The organism is Sphingomonas qomolangmaensis (assembly GCF_024496245.1).
Taxonomy (GTDB): domain Bacteria; phylum Pseudomonadota; class Alphaproteobacteria; order Sphingomonadales; family Sphingomonadaceae; genus Sphingomonas; species Sphingomonas qomolangmaensis.
In genome coordinates, this window is sequence record NZ_CP101740.1 from 2,245,972 (window position 1) to 2,266,584 (window position 20,613).

General features: G+C 67.5%; 20 protein-coding genes. 12 read left to right on the top strand and 8 right to left on the bottom strand.

Annotated features, from left to right (window positions below):
• Positions 1 to 14: 14 nt before the first annotated feature.
• Together NMP03_RS10595 and hrcA are read right to left on the bottom strand one after the other, a co-directional pair.
• Positions 15 to 572 (bottom strand): nucleotide exchange factor GrpE, encoded by a 558-nt coding sequence (locus NMP03_RS10595; protein WP_256505339.1) that lies wholly within the window; start codon positions 570 to 572, stop codon positions 15 to 17.
• Positions 573 to 594: 22 nt separating this feature from the next.
• Positions 595 to 1,632 carry a heat-inducible transcriptional repressor HrcA gene (hrcA, locus tag NMP03_RS10600; protein WP_256505340.1) on the bottom strand — a complete coding sequence of 346 codons (1,038 nt, stop codon included), beginning with the start codon at positions 1,630 to 1,632 and terminating at the stop codon, positions 595 to 597.
• A 249-nt stretch (positions 1,633 to 1,881) separates the two neighbouring features.
• Between hrcA and rph the strand changes: the two genes are divergently transcribed.
• From rph to hemW, 3 genes are all read left to right on the top strand, one after another.
• A complete protein-coding gene (gene rph, locus NMP03_RS10605) occupies positions 1,882 to 2,598 on the top strand; it encodes a ribonuclease PH (protein WP_256505341.1) in 717 nt (238 codons plus the stop codon).
• Positions 2,595 to 3,224: an RdgB/HAM1 family non-canonical purine NTP pyrophosphatase gene (rdgB, locus tag NMP03_RS10610; RefSeq protein ID WP_256505342.1), complete on the top strand. Its 630-nt coding sequence runs from the start codon at positions 2,595 to 2,597 to the stop codon at positions 3,222 to 3,224. The genes rph and rdgB overlap by 4 nt, the downstream gene beginning before the upstream one ends.
• 86 nt (positions 3,225 to 3,310) lie before the next feature.
• The gene (gene hemW / locus NMP03_RS10615) at positions 3,311 to 4,471 is read left to right on the top strand and encodes a radical SAM family heme chaperone HemW (RefSeq protein ID WP_256505345.1); all 1,161 of its coding nucleotides are present in this window, start codon (positions 3,311 to 3,313) and stop codon (positions 4,469 to 4,471) included.
• Between the two features lie 140 nt (positions 4,472 to 4,611).
• Here hemW and NMP03_RS10620 read toward each other — a convergent pair whose 3' ends face one another.
• A complete protein-coding gene (locus NMP03_RS10620) occupies positions 4,612 to 5,817 on the bottom strand; it encodes a penicillin-binding protein activator (RefSeq protein WP_256505347.1) in 1,206 nt (401 codons plus the stop codon).
• Positions 5,818 to 5,829: 12 nt separating this feature from the next.
• On the opposite strand from NMP03_RS10620, the gene rsmI reads away from it, so the two are divergent.
• From rsmI to NMP03_RS10640, 4 genes are all read left to right on the top strand, one after another.
• Entirely contained in the window at positions 5,830 to 6,723 is an 894-nt protein-coding gene (rsmI, locus tag NMP03_RS10625; RefSeq protein ID WP_256505349.1) for a 16S rRNA (cytidine(1402)-2'-O)-methyltransferase, read from the top strand.
• A gap of 40 nt (positions 6,724 to 6,763) precedes the next feature.
• Positions 6,764 to 7,114 (top strand): YraN family protein, encoded by a 351-nt coding sequence (locus NMP03_RS10630; RefSeq protein ID WP_256505350.1) that lies wholly within the window; start codon positions 6,764 to 6,766, stop codon positions 7,112 to 7,114.
• Between the two features lie 122 nt (positions 7,115 to 7,236).
• Positions 7,237 to 8,193, top strand: a complete 957-nt coding sequence (gene gshB, locus NMP03_RS10635; protein ID WP_256505352.1) for a glutathione synthase — start codon at positions 7,237 to 7,239, stop codon at positions 8,191 to 8,193.
• Positions 8,186 to 8,788: a DedA family protein gene (locus NMP03_RS10640; protein ID WP_256505353.1), complete on the top strand. Its 603-nt coding sequence runs from the start codon at positions 8,186 to 8,188 to the stop codon at positions 8,786 to 8,788. The genes gshB and NMP03_RS10640 overlap by 8 nt, the downstream gene beginning before the upstream one ends.
• 22 nt (positions 8,789 to 8,810) lie before the next feature.
• Here NMP03_RS10640 and NMP03_RS10645 read toward each other — a convergent pair whose 3' ends face one another.
• Entirely contained in the window at positions 8,811 to 9,692 is an 882-nt protein-coding gene (locus tag NMP03_RS10645) for a tyrosine recombinase XerC (RefSeq protein ID WP_256505355.1), read from the bottom strand.
• Positions 9,693 to 9,893: 201 nt separating this feature from the next.
• Positions 9,894 to 10,547, bottom strand: coding sequence for a fructose-6-phosphate aldolase (fsa, locus tag NMP03_RS10650; protein WP_256505357.1), 654 nt, complete (start codon positions 10,545 to 10,547; stop codon positions 9,894 to 9,896).
• A gap of 111 nt (positions 10,548 to 10,658) precedes the next feature.
• Between fsa and NMP03_RS10655 the strand changes: the two genes are divergently transcribed.
• From NMP03_RS10655 to NMP03_RS10670, 4 genes are all read left to right on the top strand, one after another.
• The gene (locus NMP03_RS10655; RefSeq protein ID WP_256505358.1) at positions 10,659 to 11,324 is read left to right on the top strand and encodes a DUF2490 domain-containing protein; all 666 of its coding nucleotides are present in this window, start codon (positions 10,659 to 10,661) and stop codon (positions 11,322 to 11,324) included.
• A gap of 80 nt (positions 11,325 to 11,404) precedes the next feature.
• Complete coding sequence (locus NMP03_RS10660; RefSeq protein WP_256505361.1) at positions 11,405 to 13,576, top strand: primosomal protein N'; 2,172 nt, start codon at positions 11,405 to 11,407, stop codon at positions 13,574 to 13,576.
• 310 nt (positions 13,577 to 13,886) lie between these two features.
• Complete coding sequence (locus NMP03_RS10665) at positions 13,887 to 15,377, top strand: S1C family serine protease (protein WP_256505362.1); 1,491 nt, start codon at positions 13,887 to 13,889, stop codon at positions 15,375 to 15,377.
• A 59-nt stretch (positions 15,378 to 15,436) separates the two neighbouring features.
• Positions 15,437 to 16,969 carry a tetratricopeptide repeat protein gene (locus tag NMP03_RS10670; protein ID WP_256505363.1) on the top strand — a complete coding sequence of 511 codons (1,533 nt, stop codon included), beginning with the start codon at positions 15,437 to 15,439 and terminating at the stop codon, positions 16,967 to 16,969.
• A 253-nt stretch (positions 16,970 to 17,222) separates the two neighbouring features.
• Here NMP03_RS10670 and NMP03_RS10675 read toward each other — a convergent pair whose 3' ends face one another.
• The 3 genes from NMP03_RS10675 to ada all read right to left on the bottom strand — a co-directional run bounded on the left by NMP03_RS10675 (position 17,223) and on the right by ada (position 19,836).
• Positions 17,223 to 17,591, bottom strand: coding sequence for a DUF4304 domain-containing protein (locus NMP03_RS10675; RefSeq protein ID WP_256505365.1), 369 nt, complete (start codon positions 17,589 to 17,591; stop codon positions 17,223 to 17,225).
• Positions 17,592 to 17,647: 56 nt separating this feature from the next.
• A complete protein-coding gene (locus NMP03_RS10680) occupies positions 17,648 to 18,508 on the bottom strand; it encodes a metallophosphoesterase (RefSeq protein ID WP_256505366.1) in 861 nt (286 codons plus the stop codon).
• A gap of 272 nt (positions 18,509 to 18,780) precedes the next feature.
• Positions 18,781 to 19,836, bottom strand: coding sequence for a bifunctional DNA-binding transcriptional regulator/O6-methylguanine-DNA methyltransferase Ada (gene ada / locus NMP03_RS10685; protein ID WP_256505367.1), 1,056 nt, complete (start codon positions 19,834 to 19,836; stop codon positions 18,781 to 18,783).
• Positions 19,837 to 19,947: 111 nt separating this feature from the next.
• On the opposite strand from ada, the gene NMP03_RS10690 reads away from it, so the two are divergent.
• Positions 19,948 to 20,607: a F0F1 ATP synthase subunit delta gene (locus tag NMP03_RS10690; protein ID WP_406697633.1), complete on the top strand. Its 660-nt coding sequence runs from the start codon at positions 19,948 to 19,950 to the stop codon at positions 20,605 to 20,607.
• The last annotated feature ends 6 nt before the right edge of the window (positions 20,608 to 20,613 follow it).

The window sequence follows — 20,613 nt, forward strand, 5'->3', positions numbered from 1 at the left end:
AGGATTAGATGAGGTTACTCCGCCGCCTTCGCCACGCCCACCAGCGCCGGTCGAAGCAACCGGTCGCGGATCATGTAGCCTGCCTGGACTTCCTGCACGATCGTCCCCGGTGCCGCCTCGGCCGAGGGGACTTCGAACATCGCCTGGTGGCGATTGGGGTCGAGGCTTTCGCCCATCGGCGTCATCCGGGTGATGCCGTGGCGCGAAAACACGCTCTCGATCTCGCGGCCGGTGGCGTCGAGGCCGACGACCAGTCCCTTGAACTTCTCGTCGTCGCGAAGCTCGGCGGGGATCGCCGCAAGCGCGCGTGCAAGATTGTCGGCGACCGACAGGATGTCGCGCGCGAACGCGGTCGCGGCATAAGCGCGCGCGTCGGCGGCTTCCTTCTCGGCGCGGCGGCGGACATTCTGCGTGTCGGCCTGCGCATACAGCACCGCCTTGCGTGCTTCCTCGAGCTCGACCTCGAGCTCGGCGACTCGATCATGCTCGGCGAGTTCGGGGGCAGCCTCGGCGGTCGCTTCGCGGATTGCCTCGGCTTCGGCGGCGAGGCCGCTATCCTTGTTGTCTTCCATGATTTCCTGTTTCGTGCCTGGTTCAGCCAAGTAGCCGCGCGATCGTCGCGGCCGTGAAGTCCACCATGGGCACGACGCGCGCGTAGTTCAACCGAGTAGGGCCGATCACGCCGACGACGCCAACCACCCTTCCGTCCATCGCGCGCACCGGTTTGGCGATCACCGACGAGCCCGACAGCGCGAACAATTTATTCTCCGATCCGATGAAGATCCGCGCGGCGTCGCCCTCGCGTGCGCTGTCGAGCAGCCGCGCGATTTCCTGCTTGCCCTCGAGCTCGTCGAGCAGCTGGCGCACGCGATCGAGGTCCTCGGCCGCCGAATTGTCGATCAGCCGCGCCTGGCCGCGCACGATCAGCACCGGGCGGCGATCGCCATCCTCGCTCCACACCGCCAGCCCGCGCTCGACCAAAGTCCGCGCGGTCGCGTCGAGCTCGGCGCGCTCCTGCGCGATCTGGCGATCGATCCGCGCACGCGCCTCGGCCAGCGTCAGCCCCGCAAGCGTCGCCGACATATAGTTGGCGGCCTCCTCGAGCGCGCCCGGCCCCATGCCCGGGGGCAATTCGACGACGCGGTTCTCGACCGATCCGTCGTCGCCCACCAGCACCGCCAGCGCCTTGTCATGGCTCAGCAGCACGAAGCCGAACTGCTTGAGTACCGGTTCGCGCTTGGGCACCAGAACCAGTCCCGCGCAGGCCGACAGCCCCGACAGGACCGCAGTGGTGTTGGCCAGCGCCTCCTCGACCGGCCCGCGCTCGCCCGCGCGCCCCTCGATCGCCGCGCGCTCCTCGGGCGAGGGTTCGTGGCTCTGCATCATGCCGTCGACGAACAGCCGCAAGCCGCTATGCGTCGGCATCCGCCCCGCGCTCGCATGCGGCGCCGCGAGCAGGCCGAGTTCCTCGAGATCCTGCATGACGTTGCGGATCGATGCGGGCGACAGGCTGAGCCCCGAAATCTTCGACAAGGTCCGCGAACCCACCGGCAACCCGGTTTCGAGATAGGATTCGACCACGATACGGAACACGTCGCGCGCGCGGTCGGTCATTTCGGTGATCGGCGTCATGGCTAGTATGTAGGCGCGTCGCACCCCATCCGTCACCCCAGCGAAAGCTGGGGCACTTCTTACCCCCCTCCCTGGAAGGGAGGGGTTGGGGGTGGGTCCGGTCCGGGAGCGACGGCACCCTCAGCCTCCACCCATCCGTACCACGAGCACCCCACCCACCCCCGGCCCCTCCCTTCCAGGGAGGGGAGAAGGGCTGGCGCTCACACCGCGCTCACACTATCCCCCACCCAAACCCCAAGGAGACTCCCCATGCGCCCATCCGGCCGCGCCCCCGATCAGATGCGCCCGCTCACGATCGAGCCCAATTTCACCCGCCACGCCGAAGGTTCGGTGCTGATCGGCTTCGGCGACACCAAGGTGCTGGTCACCGCCAGCATCGAAGAGCGCGTACCGCCGTTCCTGCGCGGCAAGGGCGAGGGCTGGGTTACCGCCGAATACGGCATGCTGCCGCGTTCGACCCACACCCGCAGCAACCGCGAAGCCGCCAAGGGCAAGCAATCGGGCCGCACCCAGGAAATCCAGCGGCTGATCGGCCGCAGCTTGCGCGCGGTCACCGACATGAAGGCACTGGGCGAGCGCCAGATCACGCTCGATTGCGACGTGATCCAGGCCGATGGCGGCACCCGCACCGCCTCGATCTCGGGCGCTTGGGTCGCGCTGCGGATCGCGGTCGACAAATTGCTCGCCGAGGGCAAGCTGACGGTCGACCCGATCGTCCATCAGGTCGCCGCGGTCAGCTGCGGCATCTATCAGGGCACCCCGGTGCTCGATCTCGACTACCCGGAAGATTCGGGCGCCGATGCCGACGCCAATTTCGTGCTGCTCGACAATGGCTCGATCGCCGAAGCGCAAGCGACCGCCGAGGGCGCGACCTATGACGAGGAAGGCCTGCTGCGCCTGCTTCGCCTCGCACGGATCGGTTGCACCGAAATCTTCGCCGCGCAGCGCAAGGCCATCGGCCGGTGAGCGGGGAAGGCCCCGTCCCCCAGGCGATCCGCAAGCTGACGCCGGGCCGGCTGGTCATCGCCAGCCACAATCCGGGCAAGGTGCGCGAAATCCGCGCGCTGCTGGGGCCGCTGGGAATCGAGCCGGTGTCGGCCGCCGAACTCGACCTGCCCGAGCCCGAGGAGACCGGCACCACCTTCGTCGCCAATGCCGAATTGAAGGCGATGCAGGCCGCTGATCTTTCGGGCCTGCCCGCGCTCGCCGATGATTCGGGGCTGTGCGTCGAGGCGCTCGGCGGCGATCCGGGCATTTTCTCGGCGCGCTGGGCGGGACCGTCGAAGGATTTCGCGGTTGCGATGCAGCTGGTCGAAGACAAGCTCGCCGCGATCGAGCCCGCGCCGGGCCGCGACGCGCATTTCATCTGCGCGCTCGCGCTCGCCTGGCCCGACGGCCATGTCGAATGGTTCGAAGGCCGCGTCGATGGCGTACTGGTTTGGCCACCCCGCGGCGACCACGGCTTCGGCTATGACGCGATGTTCCTAGCCAACGGCGAGACCGAGACCTTTGGCGAAATGGACCCGGCGAAGAAACACGCGATGAGCCACCGCGCCGATGCCTTCGGGCAGTTGGTGAAGGCGGTGTTCTGACCGACAGGAGCACTCCCGCCGACATCCCGTCACCCCAGCGAAAGCTGGGGTCTCTCGCCAACGGAGAGACCCCAGCTTTCGCTGGGGTGACGGCGCTTGTAGGCGCAACGGCACCAGACGCCCTCGCGCTCTACATCCACTGGCCGTTCTGCGTCTCGAAATGCCCCTATTGCGACTTCAACAGCCATGTCCGCGACAGCGTCGACCAGGATCGCTGGCGCGCGGCATTGCTCGCCGACATGGCGCATGAGGCGGCGCTGCTGCCCGGGCGCAAGGTAGGCTCGATCTTCTTCGGCGGCGGCACGCCGTCGCTGATGCCCCCCGCCACCGTCGCCGCGCTGATCGACGCCGCCGACCGGCATTGGGGGCTCGAACCCGCATGCGAGATCACGCTCGAGGCCAACCCCTCCTCGGTCGAGGCGGCGCGCTTCGCCGATATCGCGCGCGCCGGGGTCAACCGGGTGTCGCTCGGGCTGCAGGCGCTCGACGACAGCGCTCTGGCGTTCCTCGGCCGCGCGCATTCGGTCGACGAGGGGCTGGCGGCGCTCGCCACCGCGCAGGCGGCGTTCGCGCGGGTGTCGTTCGACCTGATCTACGCGCGCCCCGGCCAGTCGCTCGCGGCATGGGAAGCCGAACTGGCGCGCGCGATCGGCTTCGGCACCGAACATCTGTCGCTGTACCAGCTGACGGTCGAACCCGGCACGCGCTTCGCCACGCTGGCCGCCAAGGGCGACCTCGTCATCCCCGGCGAAGACGACGCCGCCGACCTGTTCGAGCTGACGCGCACGCTCACCGCCGCCGCCGGCCTTCCCGCCTACGAGATTTCGAACCACGCACGGCCGGGCGCCGAGAGCCGGCACAACCTCACATATTGGCGCTATCGCGATTATGCCGGCATCGGCCCCGGCGCGCACGGCCGGCGTGGCGGGCTGGCGACGGTGCGCCACAAGAAGCCCGAAAACTGGCTCGCGGCGGTCGATCGCAACGCGCATGGCCTGTCGGCGGAAGACGCGCTCACCCCGCATGAATCGGCCACCGAAGCGCTGGTGATGGGGCTTCGCATGGCCGAGGGGGTCGATCTCGGACGCGTGGCGGCGCTGGCAGGCGGCGAAGCGCCGATCGACCGCAAGGCGATGTGGTTGCTGCAGGTGCAGGGGTTGGCGACGCTTGAAGACGAACGGCTGCGCATCACCGAAACCGGCATGCCCGTGCTCGAAGCGATCCTGCGCGAAATCGTCACGAACTAACCTAACCCCCCCCTCCCTGAAAGGGAGGGGTCGGGGGTGGGTCTGGTCCGGGCGATACGGTCGCCGCAACGTCCGGACCAGTCGTACCACAAATACTCGACCCACCCCCAGCCCCTCCCTTTCAGGGAGGGGAGCACAAGCTACCGCCCGAACGCTTTCGGTGCTTCCGACACCGTCACCGTCGCCCCACCGCGCACCTCGTTGACCTCGAGCGCGCGCTCGGCGATGCCGTCGCGGCCGAAGCGGAACGGGCCGTCCAACCCGGCGAACCCGTCATTGTCGGTCAGCCGGCTCATCGGGAACACGCTGCCCACGCGCCAGTCGCGCGCGATCCGCACCGTCAGCAGCACCGCGTCATAGCCCATGCTCGACAGCCGATACGGCGCGCTGCCGAAGCGCGCGCGATATTTACCCGCATATTGGCGGTACAGGTCGTTCGAGACGCTCGCATACCATGCACCGTTGAGCGCGGCGTTGCCGCCGACCCCCGAATCGGCGTTCCACAATTCGGTGCCGAGCACGCGCGCGGTACGCCCGCCTTCGCTGCGGCGAAGCACCGGGACCGCGCCCGCCGCGGTCTGGACGCCATCGGCGATCAGCACCGCCTGATAGGGCGATGTCGCCGACAGCTTGGTGATCGCCGCCGAGATCGAGCGCGGATTGCGGTCGAAGGTCTGGAGCGATACCACCTGCCCGCCGGCATCCTCGACCGCGCGCAGGAAGCTGGTCGATGCGCGGCGACCATATAGTCCGGTCGGGATCAGCCCGGCGAACTGCGTCACGCCCGCGCGGCGTGCATGCTCGACGACGCGCTCGATCGACTGCGCCGGGGTATAGCCCATCACGAACGCGCCATCGCCCGCGACGTCGGTATCGTTCGAAAAGCTCAGCACCGGCACCCGCGCCGCGCGCGCGATCGGCGCGACCGCTCGGACATCTTCGGCGAGCAGCGGCCCCAGGATCAGCCGGTTGCCGTCGCGGATCGCCGCCTGCGCCGCCGCCCCCGCGCCGCGCGCGGTATCGTAGTTGGTGATCCGCACCGCTTCGCTCTTGGTGTCGAGCAAGGCGAGCTGGGTGGCATTGGCCAGGCTCTGGCCGACGCGCGCATTGGTGCCGGTCAGTGGCACGAGCAGCGCGATCCGGTGGCGGCTATCGTCCTGCGGCAGCCCCGGGGTGACCGGCGCAGGGCGCGTCGGCGCGGGACGATCGACCGGCGGCGCCTGTTGCCCTGGGGGGGCGCCGCGCGGGACGATGCTCGCGCAAGCACTCACCAGCATTGCGGTCGCGATCGTCGCGACGCGGAAAAACCCCATTCCCCGTTGCCGGATGGTAACGCCGTCTGCCATGTGAGTCCCCTGATGCACGCCGAACTATTGCCCGGTCTCTATATCGTCGCCACCCCGATCGGCAATCTCGGTGACTTGTCGCCGCGCGCCGCGCAGGTGCTGAGCAACGCCGCGATCATCGCCGTCGAAGACAGCCGCGTGACCGCCGGGCTGCTCCGCCATATCGGCGTGAAGCGACCGATGACCCCCTATCACGATCACAATGCTGACGCGGTCCGCCCAGGATTGATCGCGCGCATGGGCAGTGAAGTCGTGGCATTGGTGTCCGACGCGGGCACCCCGCTGATCTCGGACCCTGGCTACAAGCTGGTGCGCGATGCGCGCGCGGCGGGCCATTTGGTGGCGACGGTGCCCGGTCCCTGCGCGGCGGTGGCGGCCCTGACGCTCGCGGGCCTGCCGACCGACCGGTTCCTGTTCGTCGGCTTCCTTCCCTCGAAGCAACAAGCGCGCGCCGAGGCGATCGCCGAGGTTGCCGGCATCCGCGCGACGTTGGTGCTCTACGAATCGGGGCCGCGCCTCGCCGCCTGCCTGACCGCGCTCGCCGAGGGCCTGGGCGACCGCGAAGCAGGGGTAGCGCGCGAGATCACCAAGAAGTTCGAGGAATGCGTCACCGGCACGCTGACCCAGCTCGCCGCGCGCTATGCCGATTCGCCCCCCAAGGGCGAGATCGTCGTCATCGTCGCTCCGCCCGGCGCGCCCGAACCCGCCAGCGACGAAGACGGGGACGCCGCGCTGGCCGAAGCGCTCACCCGCCTTCCCGCGTCGAAGGCCGCGGGCGAGGTCGCCAAGCGACTGGGGCTCGATCGCAAGACGCTGTACGCAAGAGCAATGGCGTTAAAGTCCCCCTCCCGCTGGCGGGAGGAGCCAGGGGAGGGCCTGTCCGACGATGCCGAGGCGCATAACTGACAAGCCCTCCCCCGCCCCCTCCCGCACGCGGGAGGGAAGTATGCTTCGCCGCGCCGCCGACCAACGCGGCCGCGATGGCGAGGCCGAAGCCGCCGCCTACCTCGCTACCCAGGGCTGGACGATCCTCGACACCCGAATCCGCACGCCTGCGGGCGAAGTCGACCTCATCGTCCGCCGCAGGAAGCTCGTCGCCTTCGTCGAGGTGAAAACCCGCGCCACCGCCGCCGGGCTCGACTTCGCGATCGATGAGCGCCGCCTCGCGCGCGTCGCCGCTGCCGCCGAGATGCTCGCCCCCCGCTACCTCAAGCCCGGCGACGACATGCGCGTCGATGTCCTGCTGCTCGCCCCCGGCCATCCGCCCCGCCATATCGAGAATGCCTGGATCGGGTGACTTTGCAGCGATCCGCTTCTAGATGCGCATCCAACACCGTTACCCCGGCGAAGGCTGGGGTCTCCCGCGGCTCGAGACCCCAGCTTTCGCGGGGGTGACGGTCAAGGGGCAAGGAGGCCGCAATGTCGCTTACCGTCGCAGTCCAGATGGACCCCCTGGCCGGCATCAACATCGCCGGCGATTCGACCTTCGCGCTGATGCTCACCGCACAGGCGCGTGGCCACCGGCTGTTCCACTACACCGCCGATGCGCTCAACTACGCCGATGGCCGCGTCTGGGCCAAGGCGCATCCGGTGACGGTGCGCCCCGAGCCGGGCAACCACTTCACCGCCGGCGATCCGCTGTCGCTAGACCTAGGCGAAGAAGCCGATGTCGTGCTGATGCGGCAGGATCCGCCCTTCGACCTCGGCTACATCACCGCGACGCATCTGCTCGAGCGGATCGCCGACCGGACGTTGGTGGTCAACGACCCCGCGCAGGTGCGCAACGCGCCCGAAAAGGTGTTCGTCCTCGATTACGCGCATTTCATGCCGCCGACGCTCGTCACCCGCAGTCTCGACGAAGCACGTGCCTTCCTCGGCGTCCACGGCTCGGTGGTCATCAAGCCGCTGCACGGCAATGGCGGCAAGGCGATCTTCAAGGTCGATGCCGATGGCCAGAATTTGTCGGCGCTGATCGAGGTGTTCAACATGACCTGGCCCGAGGCGCATATGGTCCAGGCCTTCCTTCCCGACGTCGCCAAGGGCGACAAGCGGATCGTGCTGGTCGATGGCGAGATCGCCGGCGCGATCAACCGCCTGCCCGGCGAAGGCGAGATCCGTTCGAACCTCGCGGTCGGCGGCTCGGCTGAAGCCACCGAACTCACCCAGCGTGAGCGCGAGATCTGCGCCGAGCTCGGCCCCGAACTCAAACGCCGCGGGCTGATCTTCGTCGGCATCGACGTGATCGGCGGCGAATGGCTGACCGAAATCAACGTCACCAGCCCCACCGGGATTGTCGCGATCGACCGGTTCAACGGCACCGACACCGCGGGTGCGATTTTCGACGTCATCGAAGCAAAGGTAGCGCAACGTGGCTGATTGGGTACGCGAACTGATCGAACAATCCTCGTATCTCGGGGTCATGTTGCTGATGTTCCTCGAAACGGTATTCCCGCCGATCCCGTCGGAGGTGATCATGTCGCTCGCCGGGCTTCAGGCGGCGCGCGGGACGATGTCGCTATGGGGCGCGATCGCAGCGGGAACGGTCGGCGCGATGGCGGGGAACATCGCCTGGTATGCGTTCGCGCGCTGGCTCGGCTATGATCGGTTCCAGCCACTGATCGAGCGCTATGGCCGCTGGCTGACGCTCGACTGGCGCGAGCTCAAGCGCGCCGATGCGTTCTTCGATCGATTCGACAAATGGTTCGTCTTCATCGGCCGAATGCTGCCGACGGTGCGATCGCTGGTGTCGATCCCCGCCGGGCTGTTCGAGATGCCCTGGAAGCCGTTCCTGTTCTGGTCGACGCTGGGCACCTTCGGGTGGACCGCGGGGCTCGCGACCGCAGGCTATATCCTCGGCAGCAATTACGAGGACGTCGATCGCTATCTAGGGCCGATCTCGACCGGGGTGATCGTCGTGCTGCTGCTATGGTACGTCATCCGCGTGCTGACCTGGAAGCCGAAGCCGAACTAAGGCCCCTCCCTGGACGGGAGGGCTAAGCCCGAGGATGGGCGTTGCGGTACACATCCATCAGATGCGCCGCATCGACTGCGGTATAGACTTGCGTCGAGCTGAGGCTGGCATGGCCCAGCAGCTCCTGGAGCGAGCGAAGATCGGCCCCGCGACCCAGCAGATGCGTCGCGAAGCTGTGCCGCAACGCATGCGGCGTCGTCCGGTCGGACAGCCCCAGCCGCGCCCGCGCCTTGCGCACCGCGACCCGGACCATCCCCGGTGACAGCGCCCCGCCCTTCGCCCCACGAAACAGCGGCAGCCCGCGCGCGGTGGCATAGGGGCAGGCAGCGACATAGGCGGTGATCGCATCGCGCACCTGCGGCAACAGCGGCACCATCCGCGTCTTGGCGCGCTTGCCGGTCACGACCAGGGTGTCGCCCAGCGGCAGCACCGCGCCGGTCAGCCCCATCGCCTCGCCGATCCGCAGGCCCGCGCCATAGAGCAGCATCAACACCGCGAAATCGCGCGCGCCGATCCACGGTTCGCTGGCGTCCTCCTCGACCTCTTCGGCAAGCGCGACGGCTTCGTCGGGGGCGATCGGGCGCGGCACGCCCTTCTTGACGCGCGGCCCCTTGATCCGGGGTTCGGCGACCCCGGCGAAATTCAGAAAGGCGCGTACGGCGGACAATTCTCGCGCGGTCGAGGCGTTGGTCAGCCCCTCGCCGCGCCGCACCGCCAGGAACGCGCGCAGATCTGCGGTGCCGATCCGGCCAAGCGCGGCGGCGTCGATCGCCTCGCCCCAATGCGATTGCAGGAAAACGACCAGCCGAACCGCCGTCGCTTCATAAGCACGCACCGTATGCACCGATCGCCGACGGTCGCGAGCAAGGTGCTGGGCAAAAGCGAGCGGAAGCGGGGTGGCCATGGCGGATGTGGTACTAAACCCGAAACGTCATGTCGCGCCCCCAAACCCATCACCCGGCCTTGAGCCGGGGTCCAGGGCCCAAGGGGGTACGCCGTCAGTCAACACCAAAACTGCCCGAAAGGCCGACCCTGCTCCACTGGCTTCACCGCGAGCCGCCCGGTGGACCCCGGCACAAGGCCGGGGTGACGGGAGGCGCGAGGCTCAGCCGATCTTCTGCCCGGTCTTCGCCCAATCGGCCAGGAACCCTTCGATCCCCTTGTCGGTCAGCGGATGCTTGACCAGCTGGCGGATCACCGAAGGCGGCGCGGTCATCACGTCGGCACCGATCCGCGCGCTTTCGAGCACATGGATCGGGTGGCGGACGCTGGCGACCAGGATTTCGGTGTCGAAGGCATAGTTGTCGTAGATCAGCCGGATGTCGCCGATCAGCTGCATCCCATCGAAACCGTTGTCGTCGTGCCGGCCAACGAACGGAGAAATGAAGGTCGCGCCAGCCTTGGCCGCGAGCAGCGCCTGGTTCGCCGAGAAGCACAACGTTACATTCACCATCGTGCCGTCATCGGTCAACGCCTTGCAGGTCTTCAGCCCGTCGATCGTCAGCGGCACCTTGACCGCGACATTGCCCGCGATCTTGCGCAGGATTTCGGCCTCGCGCATCATCTCGGCATAATCGAGCGCGACGACTTCGGCCGATACCGGGCCTTCGACGATGCTGCAGATTTCGGTGACGACTTCGATGAAGTCGCGCCCCGCCTTGTGGATCAGCGACGGGTTGGTGGTCACCCCGTCGAGCAGTCCGGCTTCGGCCAGGTCGCGGATATCGTTCACGTCGGCGGTGTCGGCGAAGAATTTCATGGCTGCAGCATTCCCGATTTCGATTGAGCGATGGGGGTGGCCGCACTAGGCGACCGGCAACGCGCTCATATCGCCTGGGACGAGGAGCGTACACCCTGGAAACCCAACGCGATGCGAAGCCTGATCGTTCCCCTGCTGCTGATTGCGGCGCCCGCTGCGGCGCAGGAACATGACGCGCAACTGTGGGTCATGACCTCGGCGCAGCTGCCGATCGAGGATGCTCTGCGGGTTGAGATCGACACAACCGTGCGGTTTTCCGATGCCGACGGCGGCTTCTACGAATCGCTGCAGGCGCTCTACATCACACACACGCTGCCCGGCGACGTCGCGCTGTCGTGGGGCTATCAGCGCAACGAATCCGAAACCGACGGTCCCAAGACCGTCGAGGATCGACTGCGGCAGCGGATCGCGCTGCCTATCGCCAAAATCGGTCGCAACGAGCTTCGCTTCCAGCTCCAAACCGAACAGCGTTTCCGCAACGACGGCGGCGATATCCAGTATCGCGCCCGCCCGCGGCTGAGCCTGCGCGTGCCGCTGGGCGATACCGACGCACCGCAGCTGGCGCTCAGCCACGAAAGCTTCCTCGCCACCCGCGCCGACTGGAGCCGCCAGCGTGGTTGGGCGCGGATGCGGAATCAGGCAGGCGTGCGGGTACCCGTAGCGAAGTCGCTTCGGCTCGAACTGGCGTATCTCAACCAATACGACCCACCGGTCGATGGCCGCCGCGCGGCAATCGATCACATCGCGTTCGTCCAGCTGCTCTGGACACCCGACTAATTCCCCCCCTTCCTGCAAGGCAGGGGAGCAATACGACGCACCCTTCCCCCGCGCCGCGCGATCCCCGATATAGCGCGGCAATGTCCTCCTCCCGCGCCCGCGTCATCGTCATGAATTCCGCGCTCGGCCCGCTCGACTATCGCGTGCCGCACGGGATGGACGTCGCACCCGGATCGATCGTTATCGCCCCGCTCGGCCCGCGCCAGTTGCTCGGCGTCGCCTGGGAGGCCGAACGCCTGCCGACCGAGGAAGTCGGCGACAACCGCCTGCGCAACCTTCTCGGCGTCGCCGATGCGCCGCCGATCCCGGCCAATCTGCGCCGGTTGATCGAATGGACCGCCGATTATTATCTTGCGCCGATGGCGAGCGTGCTGCGCATGGCGCTCGCCTCGACCTCGGCGCTCGAAGGGGCCAAGCTCGCGATCGAATACCGCGCCACAGGCCACGTTCCCGATCGGCTCACCCCACAGCGCACCCAGGCGCTCGAACGGATCGGCGACCGCCAGGGAATCATCCGGGAACTGGCCACGATCGCCGATGTCTCCGACGCGGTGGTGCGCGGGCTGGTAAAGGCAGGCGCGCTCGAGGGGGTCGAGGTCGATATCGACCATCCCTATCCGCTCCCCGACCCAGACTTCGGCGCGCCCGATCTCTCAGCCGATCAGCAGGCGGTCGCCGCCACCGCCTGCAACGCGGTCGATGCGCGCGCCTTCCAGCCGTTCCTGCTCGACGGCGTCACCGGATCGGGCAAGACCGAGGTGTATTTCGAAGCCGTCGCCGCCGCCATCGCCGCCGGACGGCAGACGCTGGTGCTGCTCCCCGAAATCGCGCTGACCGAACCCTTCCTCAAGCGCTTCCACGCGCGCTTCGGCTGCGAGCCGGTGGCATGGCATTCGGACCTTCGCCAGTCGCAGCGCCGCCGCGCCTGGCGCGCGATCGCCACCGGCCAGGCGCTGGTGACCGTCGGCGCGCGCTCGGCGCTGTTCCTGCCCTATCCCAATCTCGGGCTGATCGTCGTCGACGAAGCGCATGAAACCAGCTTCAAGCAGGAAGAGGGCGTCCATTATCACGCCCGCGACGTCGCGGTGATGCGCGGCAAGTTCGAGGCGTGCCCGGTGATCCTCGCCACCGCCACCCCCGCGATCGAGACCCGCCAGCAGGTCGCGCTCGGGCGCTATGCCGAACTCAAGCTGCCCGGTCGCTATGGCGTCGCGCAGATGCCCGCGATCGAGGCGATCGACCTGCTGCGCGAGCCCCCCGATCGCGGCCGCTGGATCGCGCCGCGCCTGATCAAGGCGATCGACGAGACGCTCGAGCGCGGCGAACAGGTTTTGCTGTTCCTCAACCGCCGCGGCTATGCCCCGCTGACCTTGTGCCGCACCTGCGGCCACCGCTTCCAATGCCCCAATTGCACCGCCTGGATGGTCGAGCACCGGCTGATCCGCCGCCTTGCCTGCCATCATTGCGGCCATGTCATCCCGACCCCGCGCGCCTGCCCCGAATGCGGCGAAGAGGAAAGCCTGGTCGCCTGCGGCCCCGGCGTCGAACGCATCGCCGACGAAGCAATGGCATTGTGGCCCAATGCCAAGGTCGCGGTGGTGACGTCGGACACCATCTGGTCGCCCGCCAAGGCCGCCGAATTCGTGCATAGGATGGAGGCGCGCGAGATCGACATCGTCGTCGGCACCCAGTTGGTGACCAAGGGCTATCACTTCCCCAATCTGACCTTGGTCGGCGTGATCGACGCCGATCTCGGCCTGGCGGGCGGCGATCTGCGCGCCGCCGAGCGGACCTTCCAGCAGATCATGCAGGTCGCCGGACGCGCGGGGCGCGGCGAGAAGCCGGGCCATGTCTATATCCAGACCCACGAGCCGACCGCGCCGGTGATGGAGGCATTGGTGTCGGGCGACGCCGAGAGCTTCTACGCCGCCGAAACCGAAGCGCGCCGCGATTCGGACACCCCACCCTTCGGTCGCTTCGCCGCGATCGTGGTGTCGAGCGAAGACAAGGACGCTGCGCTCGACACCGCGCGCGCCCTCGGCCGCGCCGCCCCCCGGATCGACGGCATGGAAGTCTTCGGCCCCGCCCCCGCGCCGCTGGCGATGCTCCGCGGCCGCCACCGCTTCCGGCTGCTGGTGCACGCCAAGCGCGCTTTCGATGTTCAGGACGCGATTCGTGCCTGGCTGGGCGGGGTCGATTGGTCGGCCAAAGTGCGCGTGGTGGTCGACGTCGATCCGTATAATTTCTTGTAGGGCTATCAGCGCTGTAGCAAAGCGCAGGCAACATAGGGGGCCGGTATGCAACTTGTCCGTGAAGCGCTTCCAAACCGAGTACGCAGAAGGCCGCAGCCTTTCCCCAAGTTCGTCCTGAGTAGCCACCGAGTAGCGGCGCAGCCGCGTATCGAGGCGGCCTATCGAAGGACAGGGTGGCGCGCGGAGCGCTGCTTCGATACGCGCCCTCGATACGGCTTCGCCTACTCGGTCGCTACTCAGCACGAACGGTATATGTAATGGCATCCTGTCCCGGCATCGAACCTGCCCCAAATCCGGCGGATACCGCTTCGTGCTGAGGCTGCTCGGTGCCATCGCGCTATTCCTGTGCGCCGCCACCCCCGCCCGCGCCGACGACATTTCCGCCGCCGGGCGCGGGGTGGTGCGGATCGTCACGATCGCGGTGGTCGAGGACGAAGTCGTCGGCTTCGGCCACGGATCGGGCTTCGCGGTCGGGCCGAACCGGATCGTCACCAACGCGCATGTCGTCGAACTCGCCGCGCGCTATCCGGGCAATGTCGTCATCGGCGTGGTGCCTTCCGAAGGCGATCGCTCGTTCCAGGGGCGGCTGATAGCGGTCGACCCCAATCGCGACCTCGCGCTCATCGAATTCAGCGGCGCCAACCTCCCGCCGCTCGCGCTCTACACCGGCCCCGTTGCCGATGGCGAGCTGCTGGTGTCGCTCGGCTATCCGGGCAATGTCGATCTGGCGACCGCGCAAAGCTCGGCCGATTTCATCACCCCATTGTCGCCGGTGCGCTCGCAGGGCAATTTCGCCGGCCTGCGCAGCCTGGCGGGGACGCAGGTGCTGCTCCACACCGCCGGCATCGCCCGCGGCAATTCGGGCGGCCCGCTGCTCGATCGCTGCGGGCGGGTGATCGGGGTCAACTCGGCGATCACCCGCGCCGATGACGGCGATTCGGGCTTCGCCTTCGCCATCGCCAATGCCGAGCTCGCCGCCTTCTTGCGCGAGGCGGGGCAGAAGGTGCAGACCGTCGGCGGCGGCTGCATCGGCATGGAGGAACGCCTCGCCACCGATCGCCAGGCCGACGCCGCCGAGGCGGCGCGCGCCGAGCAAGCCGCCGAACGCGCCGAAGCCGCGCGCGCCGCGCGGATCGTCGCCGCGCGCGAAGAGGCCGAACTGGCGCGCGAGAATTTCATCGCGATCGCCGCGGTGCTGCTGGTGCTCGGCGCGCTGCTAGTCGGCGCCGCGGGCCTGCTCGAAACCCGCGGCCAGCGTCGCTGGGCGATCGGGCTGGGCATCGCCGGGATCGCGCTGATGCTGGGCGCGGTGCTGGTCTTCCTGCTCCGCCCCGCCTTCGATCCCGAGCGCGCCGAGGCGGGCGTTTCCCCGCCGGCGCCGGTCGAACAGGGCGCACTCGGGCCGATGACCTGCACGATGCTGCCCGATCGCAGCCGCGTGACGGTGTCGGCCACCGACGACGTCCAGATCGACTGGGGCGCCGATGGCTGCATGAACCAGCGCACCCAATATGCCGAGGCGGGCGATGGCTGGGAGCGTATCCTGGTGCCCGCGAGCGAACAGACGGTGTCGGTGCTCGCCTTCAACCCCGCGACGCGCACCTACACCAACAGCCGCTATCTGCTGTCGGCCAGCCAGATGGCAGGCGCGCGCCGGCTGCGCGCCGAGGTCGGCCTCAAGACCTGCGCTCCCGAAGGCGCGCCGCGCGCCAACCTCGCGACACAGCAAGCCGCGATCCGCGCGACGCTGCCGCCGCTTCCCAACGAACGGCTGGTCTATCGCTGCACCCCCAAAAGCTAGCCGGTTTCCCCGCCGCGCATAAAGCGTTAGCCTGTCCGAAAGACCGGCGGAGGCGATTGATGAAGCGGCTATTGGCAATCCTCGCGCTGTTGCTGCCCGCCACCGCGCACGCCGAATGGTATGAAGCGACAACGCCGCACGTCCGCGTGTTCGCCAAGGGCAAGGAAGCCGAAGCACGCAGGATCGCCGACCAGATCGAGCGCTTCGATTCGGCGCTGCGCTACCTGCGCGAAACCCCCGAGCGCGAAGGCGGCCCCGCCGGCCGGCTCACCATCTACGTGGTCGATAGCTTTGCCGAGGTCGATCGACTGACCAAGGGCGCCAACGTGGCAGGCTTTTATCTGCCGCGCGCCGGCGGGTCGGTTGCGTTCGTGCCGCAACGCGCGCCCGGCGGCGACAAGCTGGCGCTCAGCGAAGAGGCGGTGCTGCTCCACGAATATACCCACCATTTCATGTATCGGAACTACACCGCGGCTCACCCCCCCTGGCTGGCCGAAGGGTTTGCCGAATTCCACGCCACCGCGCGCTTTCACGATGATGGCAGCGTCCAGATCGGTGCGCCGCCGCCCTATCGCATCCGAGGGCTCTTCTATCGGGTCCAGCTACCGATCCAACGGCTGCTCGAACCAAAAGACGTCAAGATTACTTGGCAGGAATTGGATAATCTATACGGACGCGGTTGGCTGCTGCTGCACTATCTCACGTTCGAAAAGACGCGCGCCCAGCAGCTTGCCGAATATCTGCGCGCGATGGCCGAGGGGAAGCCCAGCCTCGAGGCGGCACGGCTGGCGTTTGGCGACCTGAAGACGCTTGATCGCGAGCTTGCCGCTTATACCCGCAAGCAGCTGGTGGAGGTGCAAATCCCCGCGACCGCGCTCAAGCCCGGGTCGATCAGCGTCCGCCGCCTCACGGCGCCCGAGGAAGCGATGATGGAGGTCCACATCGTCTCGACCAGCGACGTTGATCGCAAGCAGGCGCGCAAATTGCTGCCCAAGGTCCGCAAGGCCGCGCAGCCCTATCCAGACCACCCCTTCGTCCAGGCGGTAATGGCAAAGGCCGAATTCGACGCAGGCAATTTCAACGAAGCCAAGGCGGCGGCCGATCGCTCGGTCGCTGCCGATCCCAAATCGCGCAACGGGCTGTTGTACCAATCGATGGCGATGACGCAGCTCGCGCTCGCCTCCGAAGACCGCAGCCCGCAGACCAAGCGCGCCACGCGCGCGCCGTTGCTCGCCGCCAACCGACTCGACCCCGACGATCCGCGCCCGATGCTGCTGATCTACGAAAACCACCGCGCCTTCGGTGACACGCCGGGCCCCGACGTGGTGAAGGCGATCCAATATGCGCATCGCATGGCACCCGAAGATCACGATCTGCGCCTGACCGCTGCGAGTGAGCATCTCCGCGCCGGTGAAGTATCGCGCGCCCGCGCGCTGGTGGCGCCGTTGGTGTATGATGCCCATGCGGGTCGCCAGGAAGCCGCCACCGCGCTGCTCGCACTGATCGACGCTCATGGCACGGAAGCCGCCGACGCGACGGCAGGGGCGGCTGACACCCCCAAAGTTGGCGCTGACGAGGTCGTGAACCCATAAAGGACCGCTTTGCGCACAAGGGCGATTCGGCGTGGCTCCGACCCTCGGAAAGCTACAAAAGCTACACTACGTACCCCCTGGATTCGCCTCTCCCGCGGCATGACACGCGCGGCGGGTGAGGATGGGAGAAGCGTGATCATGCGGCATGCGTATCAAAGCGGGGGCTTGTAGGACAGCGGGTGTCGGTTGGCGGTGTCGATCGTGCCCGGTTGATCAAGGGAATGGCTGGAAATGGGTGGGAAGAGGACATCGTTCATGCGTCGAGAAGGCGGCGTAGCTCCACGCTGATAAGGGCTGACACAGAACCAGCGGCAATCGCCGACCGCAGGTCCTGAAGAGACTGCAACCTGTCTGCGGCATCGAAGAGCGTATCTGGGTCAGTCGCGCCAAGGTTCTCAGCTCGTGTGCGGAACATCATCTTGCTTTCCGCAAAGCTACTTGGTTCCCCGAGCGCGAGCGGCCACATTGCAAAGTTGAGGTAGGCCTGGCTATCCGACCAGGCCGACTTTTGCAGGTTTACCAGCTGTACGAACTCATCTGTGCGACGTGTCCAGTTCCTTTCGTTTTTACGTTTAAAGCCACGCCGCGAGGCAGCTTCGGTGATGGTTTGAACGTCGAACATGCCGCGAGGTTACAAGTCCGCCCAATGTCCGCAAGTGGGCGACAGCGGTCGGGCAGCTACCGTCGGTTTGTGCGGGCGCTTTTTGTCGAGTGGCTACGCCTTTTGACGGCGATGACCCACATGTCAGGCGCGGCCCCCAGCCGGAGCGGCAATATGCTGGTTCCTAAGCCCGCACTGACTACGAGCGTCTTGCTGTCTTCAACGACGACGCCACAGGCATACTTCTTGCCATATTCAGACATGTAAGAAATGGCGCCGACGACGGGCAATCTAATCTGACCGCAATGGGTGTGCCCGGCCAGCATCAGCTTCACTCCTGCTGGAACGCGGGGGAATGGATCCGGGCTATGGCTCAGCAGGACAGGCTCTCCACCGAGGGATGCCATCGCACGCAACGTGGTGGTAAGATCATCGTGTTGGGTGAAGGCGTCATCCAGACCGCCGATCACCAGCGGACCGGCGCGTGCGGCGCTATTGTCTAGCACTGTGATGCCAACTTGCCGCAAGGCGGAGTGGGCCGCCGCAGCGTTGCGCCAGTGATCGTGGTTGCCTAGCACCGCAAAGGTCCCAAACCGGCTTTCCAAGCCCTGGAGCGGCGCAATCGCCTCCTCAAAAGAGAATCGTTTGGTTGCGAACTGTTTGTCGCTTACGAAATCTCCTGCGATCAGTACCGCGTCGGGCTTCTGAGCGTTCGCCTGCCGAACGATCTCGCCTAGTCGTCCTGGAGGCATGTCTGGCCCCGCCACGTGAATGTCGGACAGCAGGAGGATGCGAAGCTGCCTCTCAGAGCTTTCGGGTGGCAGCATCTCGACTTCAGCAAAGCGGACGGTGGGATCAGAAATGGCTGACCAGTAGGCCAAGCCGACGATCCCGCTGCCAATTAACGCCATAGCCAATAGGAGCCGCGCGAGCGTCATCCTCTCTGACTGCCTGCTTCTGCCGTACCCAGCAATGCCGAAACCGAATGGTAGATAACTAAGATCGAACCTACGGAAGTCGCGGTGCGTCGCATTCACACCGCGAAAGTGGACCAATAGCTTTCAGGGACACTGCTGGGACCCGTGAACGGCGAGACTTGGGCGGAGGCCGACCGGCTGCTTGTTATGAGTCTACGGCCTAGGAAGCGGCGGCCTATGTCCGTTCGTGGTGTGCCTGGAGAACAGGCCGCGGCAATGACAACAGCCCCGCTTCAATCGCCCCGCTTCGCCTCGCGCACCCCCTCGCGCCGGCGCAGCGCCAGCTTGCGGTCGAGGCCATAGGCATAGCCGCCCAACGTCCCGTCGCTGCGTTGCGCGCGGTGGCAAGGGATCACGATCGCCACCTGGTTGGCGCCGCACGCGGTTCCCGCCGCGCGCACCGCGCCGGGATTGCCCGCGGCGGCGGCGAGCTGGGCATAGCTTCGCGTCTCGCCCGGCGGGATCGCGCGAAGCGCCTGCCACACCGCCTCCTGGAACGCGGTCCCCTGGACGTCGATCGGCAGGTCGCGATCGAGCCCCGGCGTCTCGACCTCGGCGACGACATCGGCGGCCAATCGCGCCAGCGCGCCATCGCCCTCGACGATCTGCGCATGGGGAAATCGCAGGCGTAGCGATTCGGCATCCTCGTCGAACGACACCCGGCACAGCCCCTTGTCGGTCGCGGCGACCAGCATCGGCCCCAGGCTCGTCTCGGCGAGCGTCCAGCGGATCGTCACCCCCGCGCCGCCGCGCTTCCAGGCGCTCGGCGTCATCCCCAGCCGGTCGCCCGCGGTTTCGTAGAATCGGCTCGGCGCCGAATAGCCCGCTTCGTAGATCGCATCGGTCACGCGTTCCTCCTGCTCCAATGCCGCCACCGCGCGCGTCGCCTTGAGCCCGCGCGCATAGGCCGCAGGCGTCACCCCAGTGGCGCGCTTGAACAGCCGGTGGAAATGATGCGGCGCATAGCCGACCGCCGCCGCGAGCTCGTCGAGCCCGGTAGGGGCGTCCTCGCCGCCGAGCAGCGCGACCGCGCGCGCCACCGCCACCCGGTCGCGCCCCACCTCGTCGGGCTTGCAGCGAAGGCACGCGCGGAATCCCGCGTCGCGCGCATCGGCGGGATCGCAATAGAATTGCACGTGCGCGCGCAGCGGCCGCCGCGCGGGGCAGCTCGGCTTGCAATAGATCCGCGTCGTCGTCACCGCGACGATGACCCGCCCGTCAAACGCCCGGTCGCGCGAATCGAACGCCGCCCAGGCTAGCTCGTCGGTGATGTGGAACTGCGTGTTCATGGACGGGGGTATAAGCCAGCGCGGCGACCCGCGCATCCTGCCGCTTGCCATCAAACCACGCCACCGCGACAACGCGCTCGAGTCCGCACCGCTTGCGAAACCCGCCACCCGATGCTAGCAGCCCGCCAACCCATCAGGGCCGCACAGCTTGCGGCCCCTTTTGCGCATGGGGCCAATTCTAGCTCCCAAGAGGAACCCGATCGCGTGGAGACTTCCAGCGGTACTTCAGCCAGCATCCAGGCCAGCCTGAGCGGACGCTACGCGACCGCGCTGTTTTCGCTGGCGCGCGATGCCAGCGCGATCCAGCAGGTCGAGGCGAGCCTTGCCACCATCGCCAAGGCGCTGGCCGAATCGGCCGACTTCAAGCGGCTGACCACCAGCCCGCTGCTCGGCCGGGTCGAGGCGGGCAACGCCATTGCCGCCGTGGCACCGGTGCTGGGGCTCGATCCCACCACCACCAAGTTTCTCGGCGTGCTCGCGCAGAACCGCCGCCTCGGCGCGCTGCCCGCGATCATCGCCACCTTCCGCGAGCTGGCTGCACAACATCGCGGCGAAACGACCGCACAGGTCGTCTCGGCCCACCCGCTTACCGACGATCAGGTCGACGCGCTGAAGCAACAGCTTCGTGCCCGTGTCGGCCGCGACGTCGCGGTTGACCTCTCGGTCGATCGCTCGCTGCTCGGGGGCCTGGTGGTCCGCATCGGCAGCCAGCGCATCGACAGCTCGATCAAGACCCGTCTGAACACCCTCGCGCACGCGATGAAAGGCTGAAGGCTA